The sequence below is a fragment of the Nonomuraea sp. NPDC049400 genome, from assembly GCF_044466425.1.
In the GTDB taxonomy this organism is placed as follows: domain Bacteria; phylum Actinomycetota; class Actinomycetes; order Streptosporangiales; family Streptosporangiaceae; genus Nonomuraea.
Map to the genome: position 1 here is coordinate 38,650 of NZ_JBITMP010000038.1, position 21,348 is coordinate 59,997.

The window sequence follows — 21,348 nt, forward strand, 5'->3', positions numbered from 1 at the left end:
CACCCGCGGGGTGATCCAATCGCGCTTGGGGCTTCGGTTCTTCAGACCTTCGCCGATTGGGCCCGCGTCCCGGCTCCGACCAGGGCCGCGGCCAGCCAGAGCCCGCCAAACATGATCAGGGCGCCGTGCGCGATGCGCAGCGGGTACGGGCCGAAGAACTGCGGGATGAACAGCACGAACCCCAACGCCAGCGCCATCCCGCTCCACCTGTGCAGCGTGCCGGACCGCCAGACGGAGATCGCGGCCATGACCGTGCCGGCGGCGAGCAGCACAAGCCCGGCGGCGAACATGGTGACCGCGACGGGCCCGTACCTGAACTCCTGAGCCAGCTCCATCAGCGCCGGCGCCTGGTCGCGGAGCGAGCGCCGGGCGATCACGTTCAGGCCGAAGTCCTCGGCGCCGTAGTACGGCAGGGTGAGGCCCGCGCCCACCCAGGTCACCGCCGCGGCGCGCAGGGAGAGGCGGTCGCCGAGCACCTGGTGCAGGCCGAGCACGGCCAGGCCGAGCAGCACGAACCCGAGCATGGCGGCGGCGTGCCCGGCGACCCACGCGGTGGAGGCCATGGCCGCGGCGTCGTCGCCGGAGGGGCGGATCGCGGGATAGACGAGGAAGAGGATCCCGCCGGCGGCGAAGGCTGCGGAGGTGAGTCTGGGGGCCATCAATGCTCCTTTAAAAGGGCAACGCTCTGTTGCGAGAGCAATGCTCTCGTGGGGTGGCACTGATGTCAAGAGCGGTGCTCTCTCTTTGGAGCGGTGAGCGCCGGCTTCGGAGAGGGGGGAGCGCCGGCCGGGCCTGCTGGAGCCTGTCCTGTGCCGGTTGCCCTGACGGGCGGGGGGCGTCACGGGACCCGGAACGCCCGCCGCTCAACCGCGCAGCTGCGTGTTGAGCCGTGCGGCCTGTCGCGTGAGGTGTTCGCGTTCGGGGAGGTTGGGCGCTGATCGGGCGGCTTCGGCGTAGAGCCGTGCTGCGGTCACCAGGTCACCGTCACGCTCGTGCAGGTACGCCGCGGCGGCCGTGTGGCGAGGCAGGGAGGGGTCGAGCTGCGCCAGGGCGGCCAGGCCGGCCCGCGGGCCGTCGGCCTCGCCGATCGCGACGGCCCGGTTGAGGCGGGCCACCGGGTTGTCGGTGAGGCGCACCAGTTCGTCGTACCACTCGACGATCTGCACCCAGTCGGTCTCCTCGGCCGTCTGGGCGTCGGCGTGGAGCGCGGCGATGGCGGCCTGGGCCTGGAACTCCCCCAGCCGGTCACGGGCGAGGGCCGCCTGGAGCACGTCGACGCCCTCGGCGATCAGGCGGGTGTCCCACAGGCCGCGGTCCTGCTCGGCGAGCGGCACGAGCCTGCCGTCGGTGGCGGTCCGTGCCGGGCGCCGTGCGTGGTGGAGCAGCATGAGCGCGAGCAGGCCCGCCACCTCCTCATCCTTGGTCCTGGCCGCCAGCTGGCGAGTGAGCCGGATCGCCTCGGCGGCGAGGTCGACGTCGCCGGAGTAGCCCTCGTTGAAGACGAGGTAGAGCACGCGCAGCACCGTGGCGACGTCACCTGGCTGGTTGAACCGGACGGAGGAGACGGTCCGCTTGGCCCGGCTGATGCGCTGGGCCATGGTCGCCTCCGGCACCAGGTAGGCCTGCGCGATCTGACGCGTGGTCAGGCCGCCGACCGCGCGCAGCGTGAGCGCGACGGCCGAAGACGGTGTCAGGGACGGGTGCGCGCACAGGAAGTACAGCTGGAGCGGGTCGTCCACCGCCTCAGCCGGGCCGGGCACCGGTTCGCCCTCGACGCGTACCTCGCGGTGCCGCCGGGAGGTGTCGGCGCGGGCGGCGTCGAGGAACTTACGCCAGGCCACGGTGACCAGCCAGCCCTTGGGGTCCCGCGGCGGATCGTCCGGCCACACACGCACGGCCTCGACCAGGGCGTCCTGCACGGCGTCCTCGGCCGCCGCGAAGTCGGCTCCGCGACGGACGAGGACACCGATCACCGCGGGCACCAGCTCCCGCAGCAGCGACTCGTTCACTCGGTCACCGTGGGCGGCGCGGACAGGAACGGGCGCACCTCGAGCCACTCGTGGATCGGCTTCCCGCCCGCGCCCGGAGCCGCGGACAGCTCGCCGGCCAGCTCGAGCGCCCGCTCGTAGGTCTCGACGTCGATCACCATCCAGCCGGCGATCAGGTCCTTGGTCTCCGCGAACGGGCCGTCGGTGACCGGCGGCCGCCCCTCGCCGTCGTAACGGACGAACGTGCCCTCCGGGGAGAGCGCCTGACCGTCGACGAACTCGCCGGTGGCCTCGAGCCGGGCGGCGAAGTCATCCATGTACTTGATGTGCGCCGAAACCTCCTCCGGCGTCCACTGGTCCATCGGCACGTCGTTGACCGCTGCCGGCGCGCCACGGTAGTGCTTCAGCAGGAGGTACTTGGCCATCATGTTCTCCTTGGTGCGGTACGGCCCATTGTGGCCGTGTTCACTCCGGGGACGAAGCCGAGCGCGGGTTCTCGACATCCCACTGCGAGATTTCTCTGGCGGATTTCAAAGAGACCGCGGCGCCGCAGATGGATGGCGTTGAGGCGATTCACCCCGGCGCGGGGGGCCGCGCGCTGCTCAGGCGCGCTGACGCTGCTCCCGCTGTCTGACCAGTTCCTCGACCGCGCTCGGCAGAGTCGTCTCGAAGTCGATCAGCTTCGCCCACGTCGGGGTCACCACGATCCGGACCATGCCGTCGTGGTAGAGCGAACGCACCTCCGCCTCCCACTCGACCCGCTGCTCCGGTGTCATCTCGTAGGTGCTGTTCGCCCGGAGATATTCGTCCGGGATGCCGTCGACGAAGTCCAGCTCGGCTCGGCCGCGGATGAGCAAGATCTTGGGCGGGTGCACCTCGGTGTCGATCGTCAGGGCGACCATCGGGTTCTCGCGCAGGGCTGGGAGCTTCGGGGCGTTCTTCGTGGTGCACATGACGATCTCCGACCCGTTCCAGGTGAACCCGATCGGGACATTGCGGGGTGTGCCGTCCTTGGCGACGTAGGCCAGGCGGGTCAGGTCGCGGGCCAGCAGTTCCTGGCTGATCGGCCGGTTCAGAACCTCGGTGATCTCGTTCGGTTCCACGGTCATCCCTCTCATTGTCGTTTTCTCGGTCGCAGGCCGGGCGCGAGTTCCGCGCCGCAGTCTCGCAGGCCGGCGACGACGGCGTCGATGTATTCGACGGCGAAGCCCACCTGGTCCATCCGTACGATCATGGTGGCTCTCCTTCGTCGCGCGGCCCGTCGTGGCCGCCGGTGTCCCTGGGACGGAGCCGGCGCCACATTCTCGACACCCGGCAGCGACGATTTCCCGACCGGCAGCCGCAGGCCAGGATCGAGCGCCGCGGCAGGCCCGACGTTCGGTAGCTGCCATGAGCCCCGAACCAGCAGCGGTCACATGGCGTAGCCGTTGGCGCGGTACGGGCCAACGCGGCACAGCGCCGCGCCGGCCCGCGACCACGCCCGCAGACCGGCTACTGGGCGGGCGCCTCCGCGAGCGACAGGCTGTTGCCGTCCGGGTCGAGGACTTCCACGTGGCGCACCCCGTTGCCGTAGGTCTCCACGGGCTCGTGCTCGATGCCGTGCGCGGCCAGCCGGGCCAGGATGTCGTCGAGGTCGGTCACGCCGAACGTGATCATGGTGCCGCCCACCCGCGCGGCCCGCACCTGCCGGTCGTCGAGGACGACCCACGCGTTCTCACCGACCTGCCACAGAAGCTCCTCGCCGATGATCTCGTCCGCCGGCCGCCCGAAGAACACCTCGAACCACTTCTGCGATGTCGCCAGGTCACGCACGCACACGACACTGTGCAAGTCCACCGGAGCCGCTCCTTCCAGTCGTTTCGAGAGTAAGACCACTCCCGCCACCCAAACTCATCTGCTGCCGGCCGTCGGCGGAGGGTCCGGCGTCCGCGGACATCGAGGATGGCATCAGACGTCGTGTGGGCCGGCACGGCGCCGCTCGCGCCGGCGTGCGTGTGACAGCCGCTGGAATGCCACCGCGCGCCTTCGCTGATCCGCGCGTGGGGCCGGTCCGCGATCAAGGGCGCGCGGCGGACTTGCGGTGGTGAGAGGCGCGGGCTTCGGCGCGGTTCCCGCAAATGTCCATTGAGCACCAGGTCCGGCGCCGATTGCGGGAGTGGTCGTAGTAGGCCCACAACGGCCGGCCGCTGCGTCCGGCCCCCATCGAAACGCTCCATGCGTGAGGGAAGGCGCGTGCAGGTCTGATCACCTGCTGAAGATCAGCTGGTCGCGCGTGTGTACCGGTCGGCGAGACGGCGCAGGTGCGTGAGGAGTTCCGGCGGCCCGGTGACGTCGAAGTCCTCGCCGAGCAGGCCCAGGTAGACGCCGAGGGTCTCGACGGTGTCCGCGCCGGTGTGCAGGACGCAGGTGCGTTCGTCGACGCGTTCGACTGTTCCGACTGCTGGGCTGATTCGATCGGCGACGACGTCGGCCGGCGCGTGCACGGTGACCTGCGCCCGGTAGCGCCAGGCGGCGGCGGACACCCGGCGTGACACGTACGCGGCGACGTCGTCGCCGGGCAGGTCGCGCGGTGTGAAGCGGGGGCCGGTCGGGGTGCGGGGCTGTATCCGGTCGACGCGGAAGGTACGCCAGTCGCCCCGCTCGACGTCCCATGCCAGCAGGTACCAGCGGCGGCCCCAGTTGACCAGCCGGTACGGCTCGACGGTGCGCACGGTGGTCGCACCGGCATGGTCGTGGTAGTCGAACCGGAGCCGTTCCCGGTCGCGGCAGACCGCGGTCAGGGTGGTCAGGATCGACGGGTCGACGCTGGGGCCGGCGTCGTCGCGGGGAACCGGCACCGTGTAGGCCTGCAGGGTGTTGACCCGGCGCCGCAGCCGGGACGGAAGCACCTGCTCCAGCTTCGCCAGCGCCCGCAAGGACGCCTCCTCGATCCCCGCGATGGCGCCACCGGTCGCGGTCCGCAGGCCGACGGTGACGGCGACCGCTTCCTCGTCGTCGAGCAGCAGCGGCGGCAGAGCCGCGCCGGCGCCGAGACGGTAGCCGCCGGTCGCGCCGCGCGTGGCCAGTACCGGGTAGCCGAGGGTGCGCAGGCGCTCCACGTCGGTACGCACGGTCCGCCCGCTCACCCCGAGGCGCTCGGCGAGTTCGGCGCCGGTCCACTCGCGCGGGGTTTGCAGGAGGGAGAGCAGCCGCAGGAGGCGGGCGGAGGTTTCCAACATCTCTCAAGAATCCCCGACAATTAGGAATTAGACCTTCCTAATGGCCCGGCAGGGTCGATGACATGACCGAGATCCACGAATTCCGCATCGATATCCCGCAGTCAGACCTGGACGACCTGACCGAGCGCCTGGCCCGGGTCCGCTGGGCCGACGAGTTGCCCGCCGCCGGAACCGGCTACGGCGTCTCGCTGCAGTACCTGCAAAGCCTCGTCCAGCGGTGGCGCGACGGGTACGACTGGCGCGTGTGGGAGGCGAAGGTCAACGAACACCCCCAGTTCACCACGGTCATCGACGGGCAGAACGTGCACTTCCTGCACGTCCGCTCACCCGAGCCGGACGCCACGCCACTGCTGCTCACGCACGGCTGGCCGACCACGATCGTGGAGTTCCTGGATGTGATCGGCCCACTGAGCGACCCGCGAGCCCACGGTGACGACCCGGCCGACGCCTTCCATCTGGTGATCCCGTCGCTGCCCGGTTTCGGGTTCTCTGGCCCCACCGCCGAGCGGGGGTGGAATCGGTACCGGATCGCCAGGGCGTGGGCCGAGCTGATGCGCCGCCTCGGGTACGAGCGCTACGGCGCGCACGGCAACGACTGCGGCTCGGTCATCTCGCCCGAAGTCGGCCGTCACGATCCTGAGCACGTGATCGGCGTGCACGTCACCCAGATCTTCTCCTTTCCCTCGGGCGAACCGGCCGAGCTGACCGGCCTGTCCGAGGAGGACCAGAAGAAGGTCCAGTTCCTGCAGTGGTGGACGGACAACAGCGGCGCGTACGACAAACTGCAGTCCACCGCGCCGCAGACCCTGGCACACGCGCTGGCCGACTCGCCGGTGGGGCAGCTGGGCTGGAACGCGCAGCTGCTCGGCCCGAACCTCGACCCGGACTACGTGCTGACCAACACGATGATCTACTGGCTGACCAACACCGCCGCGTCATCCGCCCGCCTCTACTACGAGGACTTCCACGCCACCGACAAGCCGGCCGAACCCACCACCGTGCCGCTCGGGCTGGCGAACTTCGCCTGGGACTTCCAGTCGATCCGCCCGTTCGCCGAACGCGACCACAAGAACATCGTGTCCGGGAACGTCTACGACAAGGGCAGCCACTTCGCCGCGCACGACGTGCCCGACCTGCTGGTCGACGACATTCGCGGCTTCTTCCGCCGGCTCCGCTGACCTCGGCCGGCCAGGTACGGGTGGCGAGCGCCCGCCACCCGTACCCCTGATGTGACAGACGATCATCTTTGGCGGCGGGTCAGCGTCAGCACGCGGCAACTCGCCGCAAGCAGCTTGTTCCTGAACGCCTTTGATCCCCATATGGAGCTGACGCCGTGACATCCCCCTCGAGTCCCTCCTGGAGCAGCACGCCGCTGCACGCACGCGGATGGCCGACGATCACATGTTCACCGTTGAGCGGACCAGTTTTCTCGCCAGCAACTGTTCACCGCTCCTGGCGTTCACCCCGTCGCAGTCTGGCGCCGTCACTGTCCGGGCGAGAGCGAGCCAACTCTTTGGCGACAGCACGTTCAATCTGCTGCCCCCAGTAGGCCCGGATCACCGAGGATGAGCTGACGCGGCTGGTGGGCAGCACGGTGGACTCCGATCGCGGCGACGGTTGTGTGCCACGCCTGCCTGAGCCGGAAGACGAACCACGGTTCCGCACGATCTGAACGGTGCGGCTCCTCCGCCCCACCTGTTCCGCGCACTCCGGCCTGCATGTCCACCGGGATCAGCTGGGTCCGCCGCATCGCCCGCCAGTTCGCTCCACCTCACCAACCACGCCAGTGCTGCCGGTATCACGGCGGAGATTGGCATCGCGTGGGTGCCGCCGCGATCCGGCTGGTACGGCAGGCCCAACGCGCAGGCGCGGCAGCCACGACGTCCACGACTTCGTTCGCAACGCACCGTTGCGCCACATCGGATACGGGTCTTGATCTCTTGGAGCGAGACCGACGCGAGCCCATAGCCGCCGTGAACGTCCGCGGGTGCGAGGGCCTGTCCGCTTGTGGCCACTTGGCCCTTCTGGGGTGGACGGGCGGGGATGTAGCACTGATGCTGATGGACAGTGCTGTCGTGATCATCGGCCGACTGGGAGAGCCGTATGAAGACCCGTACCTGGACTCGCCGTGCCGCCGCTACGGCCGCCGGCCTGGCCGCCGTGCTGGCGCTGAGCATCACTCCTGCGCATGCGGATACCGTGATCCGCAAACCGCAACAACCATCACCGCCGCAAGGGACCATGGTGCCGGCCGACGGCGAATCGGGTGGCAAGCGCCTGGTGTGAGGCGCGGCGGTCCATTGTCCCCCTGTCCGGCAGGACGGGGGGACGTTCCGTCTTCATAGCCACTCGTCCGGCGGCAGGCGGACCGTGGCTCGACGAGCGGCGGACAGCCCTGGACTGTGAGCCCTGCAGGGTTTCCACCAGTCGTGAGCCCTAATGGCTGGTCAGCGACAATCCGCTACGGACGTAGTTGCGGCGGCTTCCCGGGACTGTTCCGGAAACGATTCTTGACGGCACCCCGTACTGGGCGCCTGTTCCGGGGCTAGCGAGGGCGTCGGCGGGTCAGGAGGGGGACCAGGGTCCGGTCGCCGAGGCGGGTCATCGCCGCCAGTGGCTTGACGGCGGCGCCCACCAGCCAGGGAAGGCCCGGCTTGCCGGTGGCCCGGGCGAGGCCGGGGCCGAGCGCGGCCATCATCGCCGTCAGTCCGGGCAGGGGACGGATCCACATGGTGATCTCCTTGATCAGGCCGTCCTCGCCCACCTCGACCAGGCTCGCCTCGTGGATCTCCTGGCGGCCCAGCCGGGCGGTCGCGGTCAGGGCCCGCCGGCGATCGTCGCCGATGTCGTTCTGGTAGCGCAGCTCGGACAGAACGCCGAACGCGACCGAGAACAGCTCCCGCACCTGCTCCTTGCCCGCGAAACGGGCCGTGGCGCTGAGCGGCGAGCGGAAGACCACGTCGTCGGCGAGCGTGGCGACGAGGGCGTCGACGTCGTGCGCCTCGCCGGCCTCGCGGAAAGCCCTGGCGGGTGAGTCCTGAATGTGAACTGTCATGAGTTCACTTTATCAACCCTCTATCCTGGGTGCATGAACAGGTTCGGTGAGATGCACTGCTCCATCGCCCAAGCCGTCGGCGTGGTCGGCGAGCCGTGGACGCCGCTGATCCTGCGCGACCTGTTCCTGGGGCTGCGCAGGTTCGACGATCTGGTGGAGGACCTGGGGATCTCGCGCAACCTGCTGACCCGCCGCCTGGAGCACCTGGTCGCGGCCGGGGTGGTGGAGAAGCGGCCGTACCAGGAGCGTCCGGTGCGTTACGAGTACGTCCTCGCCGAGGCGGGCCGTGACATCGTGCCGGCCCTGCTGACGTTGATGGCCTGGGGCGATCGCTGGTCCACGCCGCCGGGCGGCCCGCCCGCGCTCCTGGTGCACTCCTGTGGCGAGCGCTTCACCCCCGTGGTCACCTGCCCGCACTGCGGCGGGGAGGCCACGGCCGACACGGTGACGGCCGTGGGGGGCCCGGGCGCGGCCCAAGGCCCGGGCACCATGCTCCTCGCGGCCCCTCCTGACTCAGAGGCGCGCCGGGACCTCGTTGCCCGCCGCGCGGATGGCCTTGGGCAGGTTGGTCAGGGCCAGCAGGACGAAGCCGATGACGAAGAAAATGATCATGGAGACGATGGCGATGCGGTAGCTGTTGGTCAGCTGCAGCGCGATCGTGACCGTCAGTGAGCCGATGAACGCCGACCCCTTGTCGCTGATCTGCAGCAGGCTGAAGTACTCGGCCTCCCGGCCCTTCGGGATCACCTGCGAGAACAGCGAGCGCGACAGCGCCTGAGTGCCGCCCAGCACGATCGCGATCGCGAACGCCATCAGGTAGAACTGCAGCTCCTGCCCCTCCGCCACGAACATCGCCGCCACCACGATCGCCGTCCACAGCACCAGGCTCGCCAGGACGGTGCGCTTGGTCCCGAAGCTGCGGGCCAGCCACCCCAGCAGCAGCGCCCCGAAGAACGCCACGAACTGCACCATGAGGATGGCGGTGATCTGCACCGTCTTGTCCAGCTTCAGCGCCTCGGAGGCGAAGGCGGCGCTGTTGCCGATGACCGTCTGCACGCCGTCGTTGTAGACCAGGTACGCCACCAGGAACAGCAGCGTCAGCGGATAGCGGCGCAGCTCGGCCAGGGTGCGGCCGAGCTGGCGGAAGCTGCCGCCGACCGAGCGCAGCGCCGTGCTCTCGTGGACGGGTACGGGCCGGTTGCGCAGCCGCAGCAGCGGGATGATCGTGAAGATCGCCCACCACAGGCCCGCGGACATCATGCTGATGCGCACCGCCATGCCCTCGCCCAGGCCCAGGCTCTCGTGCTGCAGGTAGAGCACGAGGTTGAGCGCCAGCAGCAGACCGCCGCCGAGGTAGCCGATGGCCCAGCCGCGCGAGGACACCCCGTCGCGCTCCTCGGGGGAGGAGATCTGCGGCAGGAACGAGTCGTAGACCACGACCGAAGAGCCGTACGCGAGGTTGGCCAGGATGAACAGCACCCCGCCCAGCAGGTAGCGGTCGCCCTCGACGAAGTACAGGCCCATCGTGGCCAGCGCCCCGACGTAGGCGAAGCCGCCGAGCAGCTCCCGCTTGCGCCCGGTGTGATCGGCCAGCGCGCCCACCACGGGTAGCGCGACGATCTGCAGCAGCACCGCGATCGTCAGCGTCAGCCCGAAGAACGCGGCCGGCCTGATGTCGGCGCCCAGCACGTCGACGTACCCCAGGCCCGGGTTGGCGGCGGCCAGCTTGTCGAAGTCGGCCACGCACGTGTCGGACGCGACTGCCGGGAAGTCCTTGGCGCAGGCCGCGGTCTTGGCGACCGGGATGAGGTACGGGCCGAGGAAGACCGAGATGATCGTGGTGTAGAAGGCGGAGTTGGCCCAGTCGTAGAGGTACCAGCCGCGCTGCTCGCGCCTGCGCGCTGCGGGGGAGTCGTCGACGGCCGCGGGGAGGGGGGGAGTGTTCATCGAGGAAGGCATTCCTGTGTATGAGCTCGCTTGAGTAAGTGTTTGCGCTGACAGGCTGACATCGGACCTATACGGTGCGTATGCGATCTACGACCTGCTGGTGCCAACTCGCCGCCCTGGACCGGACCGCACGCGGGACGTGTGTCGCCGCCCAGGGTTGTACGTGGGGGACCAGTGCGCCCGAGACCGTTCGGGGCGTGCCACTGTGCGGGACTCACTCTTGCTCAGTGTCCAGGGACGGTGCGGGTACGGGCATGGTTTGCTCGCTCCTAAGTGGCCATTCGGCGGGTCGGTCGCGTCGCTGCGGATGCGGCCGACCTGGGCCCGTCATGCGGCCAGGCTGCCGGGGTGCCACTGGCCGCGGCGCTCCAGCACGCCGCGCAGGGCCGTGACGTTGTCGGTCATGATGCCGTCCACGCCCAGGTCGAGCAGGCGCTCCATGCGGGCGGGGTCGTTGACGGTCCACACGTGCACCTGCATGCCGATGGCGTGGGCCGTACGCACCAGGCGTCGGGTGGCCACGCGCAGGCCGCGGAAGCCCACCGGCACCTGCGCGCACGGGACGCCTGAGCGTGACAGACCGGCCAGCAGGCGGCCGTAGCCGGAGGTGGAGGCGGCGGCCCGCAGCGCGGCGACGCCGCGCGGGCCGAGCGCCGAGCACACCTCCCGGCCCAGCGCCGCCCTGGCCAGCACCAGGCGCTCGTCGGAGAAGGAGGTCAGGCAGATCCGGTCATAGGCGTTGGTACGCCGGACCGCCTCGGCCAGGGGGGCGATGGCGGCCGCCTCCTTGACGTCGATGTTGAACCGGATCTCCGGCCAGGTGCCCAGCAGGTCCTCAAGCAGCGGGATCTCGTGGACCCCGCCGATGCGGGCCTGCCTGACCGCCCGGTAGGGCAGCTCCGAGATGCGGCCCCGGTGGCCGGTCACGCGGTCGAGCGTGTGGTCGTGGAAGGCGACCAGCACGCCGTCGGAGGTGGCGTGCGCGTCGGTCTCCAGGTAGGTGTAGCCGAGCGCGACCGCCCGTTCGAAGGCCGCGACGGAGTTTTCCGCGCTCTCGGCGGCGCCTCCGCGGTGGGCGAAGGCCAGCGGGCCCGGATGGTCGAGAAAGGCGAATCGACGGCTCAGCACGTCCTGAGTATGCCTTCCGTGGGTGAACGGTTCGGTTACGGTTCGGGGAGATTCTCCCACTCCTGGCGGCGGGTCTCGGCCAGCGCGATGGCCGCCGCCACCGCCACGTTGAACGAGCCCACCCGCCCCACCTGCGGGATGTAGCAGACGCCGTCCACGGCCTCGAGCAGGGCGGGGGAGCAGCCGTGGTCCTCGCTGCCGACCACCAGGCACACGTCGCGGGCCAGGTCGGCGCGGTGCAGCGGCACGGCCTCCGCGGTCAGCTCGATGGCCAGCACCGCGTAGCCCTCCTCCTTGGCGGCCTTGACCGCGTCGGCGGCCGGGATCGGCTCGTGCCAGGTGACCAGGCGTTCCGTGCCGAGCGCCGTCTTGCCCGCCTTGGGGTTGGTGGGCGGGGTGGCGTTGCCCGCGAGCCAGATCTCGTCCACGCCGAACGCGGCCGCGCTGCGGAAGATGGAGCCGATGTTGAACGGCCCCGTGACCGATTCGATGATCAGGCTGAGGCGGTTTCCGGTGTTCCTGCGCCAGGTGCGGTTGAGTCGCTTGACGTCGGTGGGGCGCAGTTGCCTTCTCATCGGGTCACCTTCAGGATGCGGTAGGCGGCCCGGCTGGCCTCACGCGAGACCTGCCAGCCCTGCTCGCCGAGCCAGCGCTGCAGGGAGTCCGAGCCGAGGTGTTTCTGGACGACCAGGTAGGCCACGCCGTCGGGAGTGAGCCTCGTCAGCCACCTGGTGAGCATCTCGTGCAGAGCCTGCTTCCCTATTCGGATCGCAGGATTAGACCAGATTGCCCGAAATTTCACATCATCTGGCACTTCATCGACATGCACTGACCTTACTTTGTAAAGGCGGGCGGCTTCGGCGTTCCTAGCGGTCAGCTCCAGGCTGCGCCGGTTCACATCGACGGCCCACACCGTCGCCTCCGACGCCCGCGAGGCCATGGTCAGCGCGATCGGGCCGTACCCGCAGCCCAGGTCGAGCAGGTCGCCCTCCTGCGGAGGCGGCGGAACGGTCTCCAGCAGGATGCGCGTGCCCACGTCGACCCGCTCCGGCGAGAAGACGCCGCTGTCGGTCTCCAGCCGCAGGTGCAGATCGGGCAGGACCAGGTCGACGGATCCCGGCCTGCTCGCGGTCTTCGGCTGCTCGGAGAAGTAGTGGGCCACATCGCAAAACGTTACCGGACCGCCCCGTGACCTCAGCCCACGCCGACGTCCCCGCGCTCGGCACTAGGGCGGTCGCGGGGTACGGCGGAAAGGGGGCGCTAGGTGATCGCGGTCGTGCCGGCCGAGGGAGACCTGCCCACCCACACGAACCGATCTGGCCCTGGTCAGCTTGCAGACGCAGCGTCGTCGGGTGCACGCCTAGACGCTTGGCCGCCGCCCCAAGCCTCAACAGAGCCATGTAGAGACGGTGTTCAGGTTCGTGGACGGTCACATCGACCGGCCCAGCGGACCGGGCCTCGGCATCGATGTCGACGAGGCCGCGGTGCGATCCGCCGCGGAGCAGGGTCACGCCTGGCGCCCACCGCTCCTGCGCCACAGCGACGGCTCCTTCGCCGAGTGGTGACTCACGCCACTCCGCTGCCCGGTCAGGGGATCCTGGACCCGAACAGCACCGCCGCCCCCGCCACCAGCAGCCCGGCCACGATCGCGGCCACGATGAACCACTGGGTGATCTCCTGGCTGACCAGCTTGTAGCCGAGGGAGGTGCCGATCTGCTCGTAGACCTCGCGCAGCTCGCTGCCTGACTCGGCGGCGTAGGCCCGGCCGCTGGTGCCGTCGGACAACGACTGCAGGGTCTGCTTGTTGACCGGCACGTTCACCGGCCGGCCGTCGATGTTGACGGTGCCCTCCTGGGTGCCGTACGCGATCGTGGAGACCGGCACGCGGGCCTGCTGGGCCGCGTCGATGGCCTCGTTCACTGACCTGCCCGAGGTGTTGTCGCCGTCGGAGAGCAGCACGATCGCGGCCGGCGGCGGGTCCGTGGCGGCCTGCTGGTCGAACGAGCGCAGCGAGTCGAGCGAGTTGAAGACCGCCTCGCCGATCGCGGTGCCCGGGCGGGTGGTGAGATTGCCGAGGGCGGTGACCACGGCCTGGTGGTCGGTGGTGGGCGAGATGACGACGTTGGCGGAGCGGGCGAAGGACACCACGCCGACGTTGAAGCGGTCGGGCAGCTCCCTGACGAACGCCTGCGCGGCGGCCTTGGCGGCGCTGATGCGGTTCGGCTGGACGTCGTCGGCGTCCATGGACAGCGACACGTCCAGCGCGATCATGATGGTGGCGCGGTCGCGCGGCACGCGTACCTGGTCGGCGGGTTTGGCCGCGCCGACGACCAGGAGCGCCATCATGGCCAGGAACAGCGCCGGTGCTACGTGGCGGCGCCAGCTGGGCCCGGCGGGGGCGACCAGGTTGAGCAGGGCCAGGTTCGTGAAGCGCACGGTGTAGCGGCGGCGGGCGAACATCGACGCGATGTACCCGGCCACCAGCAGCCCCACCAGCAGGAACAACCAGAGCCAGCCGGGGGCGAGAAACGTCACGTGGGTCTCCTGTGTGCGAGGTGGCTCATGCGGCGCTGGCGCAGGACGAACTGCGCCACGTCGAACACCCAGTCCCGGTCGGTGCGCAGCACCAGGTGTGCGATGCCGGCGCGGCGCAGCGCCACGCGGGTGCCCTCACGCTGCAGGGCGGCCGCCTCCGCGTATGCTTGCCGAACTTTGGGGGAAAGATGCACTTCGCGTACGTTCCCGGTCTCGGGGTCGGTGAACGCTACCCGGCCCACGTCGGGCAGCTCAAGCTCGCGCGGGTCGATCACCTCCACGGCCAGCACCTGGTGGCGGGCCGCCAGGCGCCTGATGGGCCGCTCCCAGGGGCGTTCGGCGTCGGGGTCCAGGTCGGGGTGAGCGTCGAGGAAGTCGGAGACGATCAGCCGCACGCCGCGCCGCCTGCGGCTGGCCGACAGCACCTCGATGCCCTCGGCCAGGTCGGGAGGGTCGGGCACGACCCGGCCGCGCGGGGCGTCCATGAGCGAGTGCAGCAGCCCGTAGAGGGCGGGGCGGCCGGTGCGGGCGGGCATGCGGTGCAGGTACTCGTCGTGCAGCACCAGCGCGCCGAAGCGGTCGCCCATCCTGCTCGACAGGAACCCGATCGCGCCGACGGCCGCCACCACCAGGTCGCGCTTGTCGGTGTCGGCGGTGCCGAAGTCCATGCTGGGCGACAGGTCGGCCAGCGCCCACGTCTCCAGCTCGCGGTCGGCGATCAGGTCGCGTACGTGGGGGACCGTGGTGCGGGCGGTGACGTTCCAGTCCATGCGGCGCACGTCGTCCTCGCCGGGCACGTAGACGCGGCTGTCGCCGGCCTCGCTGCCCGGCCCCGGCAGCAGCCCCTGGTGGGCGCCGTGCAGCAGCCCGTCCAGCCGCCGGGTGACCGTGAGCTCCAGCCGCCGTAGTGCCTGCTCCGCTGTCGTGCTCAACGGTTCTGGTTCCAGACGACGAGGGGCGGGGGCACGGCGTGCAGGATCTGCCTGACGACCTGTTCGGGATCGACGCCGTCGGCCAGGGCGTCGAAGGTGAGCATCAGCCGGTGCGACATGACGTCCACGGCCACGTCGCGCACGTCGTCGGGCAGCAGGTAGTCGCGCCCGCGCAGCAGGGCCAGTGCCCGGCCGGCCGCGACCAGGCCCAGGGTGGCCCGCGGGCTGACGCCGATCTCGATGGTCTCGGCGAGGTCGGCCAGGCCGTACTCGGCGGGGTTGCGGGTGGACATGACCAGCCGTACCACGTAGTCGGCGACGAGCTGGTGCACCGAGACCTGCTCGGCCGCCTCCTGCAGGCTCAGCAGCTTGTCCGGGTCGAGCACCCGCTCGGGGACCGGCGGGGTGACGCTCATCCGCTGGAGGATCTCCAGCTCCTCGTGCGCGCTGGGATGCGGCACCCGTACTCGGAACAGGAAGCGGTCGCGCTGCACCTCGGGCAGCGGGTAGACGCCCTCGGACTCGATCGGGTTCTGGGTGGCGAGCACGATGAACGGCTTGGGCAGCGGGTGGGTGACGCCGGCGAGGGTGACCTGCCGCTCGGCCATGACCTCCAGCAGCGCGGACTGGACCTTGGCGGGGGCGCGGTTGATCTCGTCGGCCAGCAGGAAGTTGACGAACACGGGGCCGAGCTCGACATCGAACTTCTCGTTGGACGGGTGGTAGACGCGGGTGCCGACGATGTCGCTCGGCACGAGGTCGGGGGTGAACTGGATCCGGGCGAACGTGCCGCCCACGACAGTGGCCAGGGTGGAGGCGGCGAGGGTCTTGGCGACGCCTGGGACTCCTTCGAGCAGGCAGTGCCCGCGGGCCAGCAGGGCCACGATCAGCCTTTCGACCATGTGGTCCTGGCCGACGATGACACGCCGGACCTCGTCGAGACTTTGACGCAGCAGCCCCACGTCGTTTCCGCCTGGCAACTCTTCGGCGACGCTCATGACGCCATTCCACCAAACGCGCCGCAAACGTGCACGACGCCACGTCTGTGCTTTCATGGCAAACGTGGCAAGTCCCCTGCAGTACGGCGATCCGCCCCGGCTGGGTCCATACGTGGTCCAGGCCCGCTTGCACACGGCTCCGGCCGGTTTCGTGTACCTCGGGCAGGGACCCGACGGGCGCGCGGTGTCGCTGGCCGTGCTGACCAGAGGGGCCGCGTTCGACGCGGCGGCGCGCGACAGGTTCGTGACCGCGGTCAAGGAGGCCGGCGGCGAGCGGTCCGGGATGCGCGGCTGGTTCGCACGTTCCGGCCGGTCGCGGGGCGCGGTGCTGGACGGCACGCCCGAGGTGCTCGACTTCGACGCCGGGCACGCGCCGTGGGTGGCGGTGCCGTACGTGCCGGGCCGTCCGGGGGCGGAACGTTTCCTGGAGCCGGTCATGGTGGGCGGGACGCTCATCGGGCATGCTCATGGGCCCGACTTCGTGCCGTACTGGCTGACCGACCGCGCGCCCGCCCTGCCCGGGCCGGCGCGGCGGCGCAGGCCGCTAACCGAGACCCGCAAGCGGGTGCTGATGGCCGCGCTCGCGCTGGTGCTGTTGGTGCTGCTGGTGACGGCGATCCTGCTGCTGCTCCTGCTCGGCAGGCGCGACAGCGAGCCGCAGCCCAGGCAGCTGCCGCCGACGGTGTTCATCCCGACGCCGCCGCCCACGCCGGCGAGCCCCGAGCCGCGGCCCACGCAGTCCCCGTCCCCGTCGCCGTCGCAGAGCGGGCAGGTCACACCCGGGCAGACACCCGGCGACGACGCGGGCGAGGGGTCTCCGCTCTTCCATTGATCCGCGGGGCCCCCTTCCCTTGCACTCTCCAGAGGGACCCCAGCCCCGCGCGGCGGCAGGGTATCCAAGGGGGGTGTCAGCCGGGTGAGACGAAACCGGACTCGTAGGCGGCGATCACGGCCTGGGTGCGGTCGCGGGCGCGCAGCTTGCCCAGCACGTTGCCGACGTGCGTCTTGACCGTCTCCTGGCTGACGACCAGTTCGGCGGCGATCTCGTTGTTGGACAGGCCCTTGGTCATCAGGCGCAGGACGTCGCCCTCGCGGCCGGTCAGCCGGTCGATCCCGGGCACTCGCGCGGGGCTCTGCGGGCGGCGCCCGGCCAGCGCCCGGATCGCGGCGGGGAACAGCAACGACTCGCCCGCGGCGACCAGCCTGACGGCCCGCACGAGGTCATCCGGTTTGGCCCGCTTGAGCAGGAAACCGCTGGCCCCGGCACGCAGCGCGTCGTAGACGTAGTCGTCGTTCTCGAACGTGGTCACCACGAGCACCTTGGGCGGGTCGTCGAGGGCCAGGAGGCGCTCGGTGGCCTGGATGCCGTCGAGTGCTGGCATGCGTACGTCCATGAGGACGACGTCGGGCCGTTCGCGGCGCACCACGGGCACGACCGCGGCGCCGTCGGCGGCCTCGCCCACCACGGTCAGGTCCGGCTCGGCGTCGATGATGATCCGCAGGCCGGCACGGATGAGGTCCTCGTCGTCGGCGATCACGACTTTGAGCGTCATGGGCTCGACCGTAGCGGCAGGCGTACCGAGACCTTCCATCCGGCCTCGGTCGGTCCGGCCTCCAGCTCGCCGCGGAGCAGCCGGACGCGCTCCCGCATGCCGGTCACGCCCCTGCCTCCGGAGCGGGCGCCGTTCCCGTGTCCGGGGTTGGTGACCTCGATCCGCAGGTCGCCGCCCTGTACGGCGGCGGTCAGGCGTACGGGGCCGCGGCCGTGCTTGATGGCGTTGGTGAGCGCCTCCTGGACGATGCGGTAGGCCTCCCGGGAGACCACGGCGGGCACGGCGGACAGGTCGCCCACCTCCTGCCGCACCTGCGCACCCGAGGCGGCGACCAGCTCGTCGAGATTGGCCAGCGTGGCCTGCGGCGCCCTGCCGCGGACCGGCGCGGCCACTCCCTGCCCCGCCCTGTCCGTGTCCTGCCCCGCCTCTTCCGCGCCCGGCCCGCCGAGCCCGCCACGCTCGCGCCCGGGCCGCGCCGTACTCTGGCCGCCCCGATCGAGCGCGCTCTCCTCAGCTGGATCGCAGCCCTCCCGCCCTCCGGCTGAGGCTCCTGCCGGCAGGGAACGCAGGAGTACGCCCCCTGAGGCGTCGGGCGGGGCGCCTCCGGGCCGTGGGACGCCGGCTGGGGCACCTTCAGGGCGTGGGACGTCGGCTGGGGCACCTTCAGGGCGTGGGACGTCGGCTGGGGCCCCTTCCGGCCGCGGGACGCCGGGCGGGGCGTGGCGGCCCCGGGACTCGGCGGCCGGCTGTTCTTCTCGTAGCAGGCCCAGGACGTGGTCGAGGTCCTCCAGGGCGGCGCGGGCCGACTGTTCGATGGCGGCCAGGGCGGTCCTCGCCGTCTGGGGGTCACGGTCGAGGACCCGGCCCGCGGCCGCGGCCTGCAGGGTGACGACGCTCAGCGCGTGGCCGACCGAGTCGTGCAGCTCGCGTGCCAGCCGGTTGCGCTCGGCGAGCGTACGGGCGTGCTCCTCGGCGGCGGCCAGGCGTTCGGCCGGGGTGGGGCCGAGCAGGACGGGAGCCAGCCTGGCCAGCAGTTCGCCCGTGCCCGCCGCCCCCGCGACCAGCGCCGCGAGCAGCGCGAGCCCGCCCGCCACCCACGGCACGGTCGGCCATCCCGGTTCGACCGCGGCCCCGAGGATGGGCGTCGCCCGCCCCGCGAACGGCAGCGCGAGCGTGACCAGCGTGAACGGCACGATCGCCAGCGTGCAGCCGCTGACCAGGCCGCCGATCGCCAGGTGCAGGGTGAACCAGGCGGCGGTGCGGCGGCGCTCCTGCCAGGAGCGGCCCGCCTGCCTGGGCGGGGTCTCGACGTGCGCCCCGAGCAGGCCCTGCGCCGCGTTCACCTCGAGCCCGCGCACGGGCAGGAACAGCCCGGTCACGGCCACCACCGGCAACACCGCCACGAACACCCCGATCTGGGCGGGCAGCAGCAGGTTGGCGTTCTGTCCCTGCCACTGGGCCGAGACCAGGACCCCGACCATCATGTACGGCATCAGCAGCGCGCCGCCCAGGATGAGGCACGCCCACCGGCGGGGCAGGTTCCTTCTCACATCCGCGATTATATGTCGATGGTTATTCGCTCTGGGTGGAATGCGCCCTTAGAGAAATGCGCCCCCAGCGAAATAATCGCAGAATTCGCGGCCGCCGGGTCTAGCGTTTTTCCCAGAAATACCCAGCACAGAAAGGCGACCGGTCATGACGGAGACCCAGCGCGCGACCTGGCCTGACCAGCTCAGCCAGCGCCTGCTAAAGGAGCGCATCGTCGTTCTCGGCCAGGAGGTGGACGACGACATTTGCAACCGGCTCTGCGGGGAGCTCCTATTGCTGGCGGCCGAAGACCCCAGGCGCGACATAACGCTTTACATCAATTCGCCGGGCGGGTCCGTGACCGCCGGGATGGCGCTCTACGACATGATGCAGTTCATTCCGTGTGACGTGGCGACGGTGGCGATGGGGTTCGCCGCGTCCATGGGGCAGGTGCTGCTGACGGCGGGGGCGAAGGGCAAGCGTTACGCCCTGCCCAACGCCCGTATCGTCATGCACCAGCCGCTCGGCGGCATCGGCGGTTCGGCCAGCGACATCCAGATCCAGGCCGACAACATGCTCTACACCAAGCGCCGGATGGCCGAGATCATCGCTCACCACACGGGCCAGCCGCTGGAGCGCATCCAGGCCGACTCCGACCGCGACCGCTGGTTCACCGCCCAGGAGGCGCTCGAGTACGGCTTCGTCGACCACATCGCAGAAGGGATGAACTGATATGAGCGGCCGTTACGTGCTGCCCTCGTTCACGGAGCGCACCTCGTACGGCGTCAAGGAGATGACCCCGTACACCAAGCTCTTCGAGGACCGGGTGGTCTTCATCGGCGCACCCATCGACGACGTCGTGGCCAACGACGTGATGGCCCAGCTGCTCACGCTCGAGTCGCTCGATCCCGACCGGGACATCAGCATCTACATCAACTCACCTGGCGGGTCGTTCACGGCGATGACGGCCATCTACGACACGATGCAGTTCGTCCGGCCGGAGATCCACACGGTCTGCATCGGCGAGGCCGCCTCGGCGGCGGCGGTCCTGCTGGCGGCGGGCGCGCCCGGCAAGCGCGCCGCCCTGCCGCACGCCCGCGTCCTGCTGCACGAGCCCCACGCGGAGGGCGGGCGCGGTCAGGGGAGCGACCTGGAGATCCATGCCAGGGAGATCCTGCGGATGCGCGACCAGCAGGAGGAGGTCCTCTCCCGGCACACGGGCCGGGAGATCCTGGAGATCAGGAAGGACATCGAACGTGACCGGATCTTCACGGCGGAGCAGGCACGCACGTACGGGCTGGTGGACGACGTCTACGCCTCCAGAAAGCGCACCCTGACCGCCGCCCGCTGACCCGCCGCCCGGCCCCTGGTTCCCCGAGCCCTTCCCTGGGCCCTTCCCTGGGCCCTTCACCGGAGCCCTCACCCGGACGCTCACGCCCGGGTGAGGGCTCCTCACGCCTGCCTTACGTCAGCACTAGCCGCCGGCGCTCCTGCAGCCACTCCCGCAGGGTGAGCCGTTTACGCCCGAGCGTGCGTTTGTCGACGTTCAGTCGTGTTTCGGTGATCCATGGGAAGGAGGCGGCGAAAACCAGTCAAACTACACCTTGTACACTCTTGGCGTTTCTTGGGGGAAAACGGGGGAGTGGCGTGCCGCTGGAGCAGGTCCTGGTGTTGCTGGTCGCAGCGGCAGGGGCGGGGTGGGTCGACGCCGTCGTGGGCGGCGGCGGGCTGTTGCAGCTTCCCGCCATCATGATGACCGGAATACCGACCGTCGAGGCGATGGCCACCAACAAGCTGTCCTCGGTCTTCGGGACCGCGTCCGCCGCCGTCGCCTACGCCCGCTCGACCAAGGTCGATCGGCAGGTGGCCTTCCCGGGCGCGGGGCTGGCCGTGGTGAGCGCCGGGTTAGGGGCGTGGGCCGCGGCGGCGATCTCGGCCGAGGTGTTGCGGCCCGTCGTCATGGTGGTGCTCCTGGGCGTGGCGGCGTTCGTGACGTTGCGGCCCGCGCTCGGGGCCGTGCCGATGCCTCATCTGCGTACCGACGCCAGGGTGTTCGCCGCCGTGGCGACGGCGGGGGTCGGGATCGCCTTCTACGACGGCCTCGTGGGACCCGGTACGGGAACGTTCCTGATCATCGCCTTCACCACCATCCTGGGGCTCGACTTCGTCTCGGCCTCCGCCTCCGCCAAGATCATCAACGTCGGGACGAACCTCGGGGCGCTGGTGGTGTTCGGGGTCCAGGGGCACCTGAACTGGGCGCTCGGGCTCGGCATGGCCGTGTGCAACGTGGCCGGGGCTCAGCTCGGCGCGCGGATGGCGCTCAAGCGCGGCACCGCCTTCGTGCGGATCATCCTGCTGTGCGTCGTGGTGGCCCTGGTCGCCCGGCTGGGGTGGCAGCAGTTCGGCGGCTGAAGGAAAAGGGGCGCCTCCGTGGCAAGTGGGCGCCCCGGGCATCGCGGCCTGTGCA

The 21,348-nt window shown here is 70.6% G+C and carries 24 protein-coding genes and 1 pseudogene; 8 read left to right on the plus strand and 17 right to left on the minus strand.

Annotated elements, in window-relative coordinates:
- Positions 1–41: 41 nt before the first annotated feature.
- The 7 genes from ACIBVN_RS41850 to ACIBVN_RS41880 form a co-directional block, all read right to left on the minus strand.
- Entirely contained in the window at positions 42–659 is a 618-nt protein-coding gene (locus ACIBVN_RS41850) for a hypothetical protein (RefSeq protein ID WP_397145852.1), read from the minus strand.
- A 204-nt stretch (positions 660–863) separates the two neighbouring features.
- Positions 864–2,009, minus strand: coding sequence for an RNA polymerase sigma factor (locus tag ACIBVN_RS41855; RefSeq protein WP_397145853.1), 1,146 nt, complete (start codon positions 2,007–2,009; stop codon positions 864–866).
- On the minus strand, positions 2,006–2,413 hold the full coding sequence (locus ACIBVN_RS41860; protein ID WP_397145926.1) for a YciI family protein: 408 nt from the start codon (positions 2,411–2,413) through the stop codon (positions 2,006–2,008). The genes ACIBVN_RS41855 and ACIBVN_RS41860 overlap by 4 nt, the downstream gene beginning before the upstream one ends.
- Before the next feature lie 177 nt (positions 2,414–2,590).
- The gene (locus ACIBVN_RS41865) at positions 2,591–3,097 is read right to left on the minus strand and encodes a pyridoxamine 5'-phosphate oxidase family protein (protein WP_397145854.1); all 507 of its coding nucleotides are present in this window, start codon (positions 3,095–3,097) and stop codon (positions 2,591–2,593) included.
- A 382-nt stretch (positions 3,098–3,479) separates the two neighbouring features.
- Entirely contained in the window at positions 3,480–3,824 is a 345-nt protein-coding gene (locus tag ACIBVN_RS41870; RefSeq protein ID WP_397145855.1) for a VOC family protein, read from the minus strand.
- Between the two features lie 220 nt (positions 3,825–4,044).
- Positions 4,045–4,191, minus strand: a complete 147-nt coding sequence (locus ACIBVN_RS41875; RefSeq protein WP_397145856.1) for a CGNR zinc finger domain-containing protein — start codon at positions 4,189–4,191, stop codon at positions 4,045–4,047.
- A 55-nt stretch (positions 4,192–4,246) separates the two neighbouring features.
- Positions 4,247–5,206, minus strand: a complete 960-nt coding sequence (locus ACIBVN_RS41880; RefSeq protein ID WP_397145857.1) for a helix-turn-helix transcriptional regulator — start codon at positions 5,204–5,206, stop codon at positions 4,247–4,249.
- A gap of 62 nt (positions 5,207–5,268) precedes the next feature.
- On the opposite strand from ACIBVN_RS41880, the gene ACIBVN_RS41885 reads away from it, so the two are divergent.
- Both ACIBVN_RS41885 and ACIBVN_RS41890 read left to right on the plus strand, forming a co-directional pair.
- Complete coding sequence (locus ACIBVN_RS41885) at positions 5,269–6,384, plus strand: epoxide hydrolase family protein (RefSeq protein ID WP_397145858.1); 1,116 nt, start codon at positions 5,269–5,271, stop codon at positions 6,382–6,384.
- 925 nt (positions 6,385–7,309) lie between these two features.
- A complete protein-coding gene (locus ACIBVN_RS41890) occupies positions 7,310–7,492 on the plus strand; it encodes a hypothetical protein (protein ID WP_397145859.1) in 183 nt (60 codons plus the stop codon).
- Between the two features lie 259 nt (positions 7,493–7,751).
- On the opposite strand, the gene ACIBVN_RS41895 is transcribed toward ACIBVN_RS41890, so the two are convergent.
- Entirely contained in the window at positions 7,752–8,261 is a 510-nt protein-coding gene (locus tag ACIBVN_RS41895) for a nuclear transport factor 2 family protein (protein WP_397145860.1), read from the minus strand.
- Between the two features lie 51 nt (positions 8,262–8,312).
- On the opposite strand from ACIBVN_RS41895, the pseudogene ACIBVN_RS41900 reads away from it, so the two are divergent.
- Positions 8,313–8,591, plus strand: a pseudogene (locus ACIBVN_RS41900) (winged helix-turn-helix transcriptional regulator); the annotation flags it as partial.
- Between the two features lie 183 nt (positions 8,592–8,774).
- Here the strand turns inward: ACIBVN_RS41900 and ACIBVN_RS41905 are convergent.
- The 4 genes from ACIBVN_RS41905 to ACIBVN_RS41920 all read right to left on the minus strand — a co-directional run bounded on the left by ACIBVN_RS41905 (position 8,775) and on the right by ACIBVN_RS41920 (position 12,498).
- Positions 8,775–10,208 (minus strand): MFS transporter, encoded by a 1,434-nt coding sequence (locus ACIBVN_RS41905; RefSeq protein ID WP_397145861.1) that lies wholly within the window; start codon positions 10,206–10,208, stop codon positions 8,775–8,777.
- Between the two features lie 327 nt (positions 10,209–10,535).
- The gene (locus ACIBVN_RS41910; protein WP_397145927.1) at positions 10,536–11,333 is read right to left on the minus strand and encodes a glycerophosphodiester phosphodiesterase family protein; all 798 of its coding nucleotides are present in this window, start codon (positions 11,331–11,333) and stop codon (positions 10,536–10,538) included.
- A 38-nt stretch (positions 11,334–11,371) separates the two neighbouring features.
- Entirely contained in the window at positions 11,372–11,911 is a 540-nt protein-coding gene (locus tag ACIBVN_RS41915; RefSeq protein ID WP_397145862.1) for a TrmH family RNA methyltransferase, read from the minus strand.
- Positions 11,908–12,498 (minus strand): class I SAM-dependent methyltransferase, encoded by a 591-nt coding sequence (locus tag ACIBVN_RS41920; protein WP_397145863.1) that lies wholly within the window; start codon positions 12,496–12,498, stop codon positions 11,908–11,910. Before ACIBVN_RS41920 ends, ACIBVN_RS41915 begins: the two co-directional genes overlap by 4 nt.
- 247 nt (positions 12,499–12,745) lie before the next feature.
- Here ACIBVN_RS41920 and ACIBVN_RS41925 point away from each other — a divergent pair, with 247 nt between their 5' ends.
- Complete coding sequence (locus ACIBVN_RS41925; protein WP_397145864.1) at positions 12,746–12,901, plus strand: hypothetical protein; 156 nt, start codon at positions 12,746–12,748, stop codon at positions 12,899–12,901.
- Positions 12,902–12,923: 22 nt separating this feature from the next.
- On the opposite strand, the gene ACIBVN_RS41930 is transcribed toward ACIBVN_RS41925, so the two are convergent.
- From ACIBVN_RS41930 to ACIBVN_RS41940, 3 genes are read right to left on the minus strand one after another with little or no spacing between them, the layout of a single operon-like run.
- Positions 12,924–13,871 carry a VWA domain-containing protein gene (locus tag ACIBVN_RS41930; RefSeq protein ID WP_397145865.1) on the minus strand — a complete coding sequence of 316 codons (948 nt, stop codon included), beginning with the start codon at positions 13,869–13,871 and terminating at the stop codon, positions 12,924–12,926.
- Positions 13,868–14,803: a DUF58 domain-containing protein gene (locus ACIBVN_RS41935; RefSeq protein WP_397145866.1), complete on the minus strand. Its 936-nt coding sequence runs from the start codon at positions 14,801–14,803 to the stop codon at positions 13,868–13,870. The genes ACIBVN_RS41930 and ACIBVN_RS41935 overlap by 4 nt, the downstream gene beginning before the upstream one ends.
- Positions 14,800–15,801: an AAA family ATPase gene (locus ACIBVN_RS41940; protein ID WP_397145867.1), complete on the minus strand. Its 1,002-nt coding sequence runs from the start codon at positions 15,799–15,801 to the stop codon at positions 14,800–14,802. The genes ACIBVN_RS41935 and ACIBVN_RS41940 overlap by 4 nt, the downstream gene beginning before the upstream one ends.
- A gap of 55 nt (positions 15,802–15,856) precedes the next feature.
- Between ACIBVN_RS41940 and ACIBVN_RS41945 the strand changes: the two genes are divergently transcribed.
- Positions 15,857–16,633: a hypothetical protein gene (locus tag ACIBVN_RS41945; RefSeq protein ID WP_397145868.1), complete on the plus strand. Its 777-nt coding sequence runs from the start codon at positions 15,857–15,859 to the stop codon at positions 16,631–16,633.
- 76 nt (positions 16,634–16,709) lie between these two features.
- Here ACIBVN_RS41945 and ACIBVN_RS41950 read toward each other — a convergent pair whose 3' ends face one another.
- On the minus strand, positions 16,710–17,354 hold the full coding sequence (locus ACIBVN_RS41950) for a response regulator (protein WP_397145869.1): 645 nt from the start codon (positions 17,352–17,354) through the stop codon (positions 16,710–16,712).
- Positions 17,351–18,904: a histidine kinase gene (locus ACIBVN_RS41955; protein ID WP_397145870.1), complete on the minus strand. Its 1,554-nt coding sequence runs from the start codon at positions 18,902–18,904 to the stop codon at positions 17,351–17,353. Before ACIBVN_RS41955 ends, ACIBVN_RS41950 begins: the two co-directional genes overlap by 4 nt.
- Positions 18,905–19,049: 145 nt before the next feature.
- Between ACIBVN_RS41955 and ACIBVN_RS41960 the strand changes: the two genes are divergently transcribed.
- The 3 genes from ACIBVN_RS41960 (at position 19,050) to ACIBVN_RS41970 (ending at position 21,293) form a co-directional block, all read left to right on the plus strand.
- Complete coding sequence (locus ACIBVN_RS41960) at positions 19,050–19,613, plus strand: ClpP family protease (RefSeq protein WP_397145871.1); 564 nt, start codon at positions 19,050–19,052, stop codon at positions 19,611–19,613.
- 1 nt (position 19,614) lies between these two features.
- Entirely contained in the window at positions 19,615–20,232 is a 618-nt protein-coding gene (locus ACIBVN_RS41965; RefSeq protein WP_397145872.1) for an ATP-dependent Clp protease proteolytic subunit, read from the plus strand.
- 296 nt (positions 20,233–20,528) lie between these two features.
- Complete coding sequence (locus tag ACIBVN_RS41970) at positions 20,529–21,293, plus strand: TSUP family transporter (protein WP_397145873.1); 765 nt, start codon at positions 20,529–20,531, stop codon at positions 21,291–21,293.
- Positions 21,294–21,348 lie beyond the last annotated feature (55 nt).